1 protein-coding gene is annotated in these 358 nt (G+C 66.5%); it reads left to right on the forward strand.

Annotated elements, in window-relative coordinates:
- A partial coding sequence (locus tag SB754_RS19475; RefSeq protein WP_410784049.1) for an aldo/keto reductase occupies positions 1–358 on the forward strand: 358 nt, incomplete at both ends.

Here is a 358-nt window from a genome sequence, read left to right on the forward strand (position 1 = left end):
CTGGACGAGGTGGGAGCCGGCTCCATCGCCTTCTCCCCGTTGGCCCAGGGCCTGCTGACCAACAAGTACCTCAACGGGGTTCCCGAAGACTCCCGTGCCGCTGCCGGGAAATCCCTGGACCAGGGCCAGCTGTCCGAAGACAACCTCGGGCGGGTTCGGGGACTGAACGACCTGGCCGAGTCCCGCGGCCAGACCCTGGCACAGATGGCCATCGCCTGGGTGCTGCGCCCGCAGGCCGGAGGCGGAGCGATCACCTCGGCACTGGTGGGTGCCTCAAGCGTGAAGCAGCTTAAGGCCAGCCTCGCAACGGTCACCAACCTGGACTTCACCTCAGAGGAACTGTCCGCGATTGACACGT

Origin of the sequence: Leifsonia sp. SIMBA_070 (genome assembly GCF_046534635.1) — a bacterium.
GTDB lineage: Bacteria > Actinomycetota > Actinomycetes > Actinomycetales > Microbacteriaceae > Leifsonia.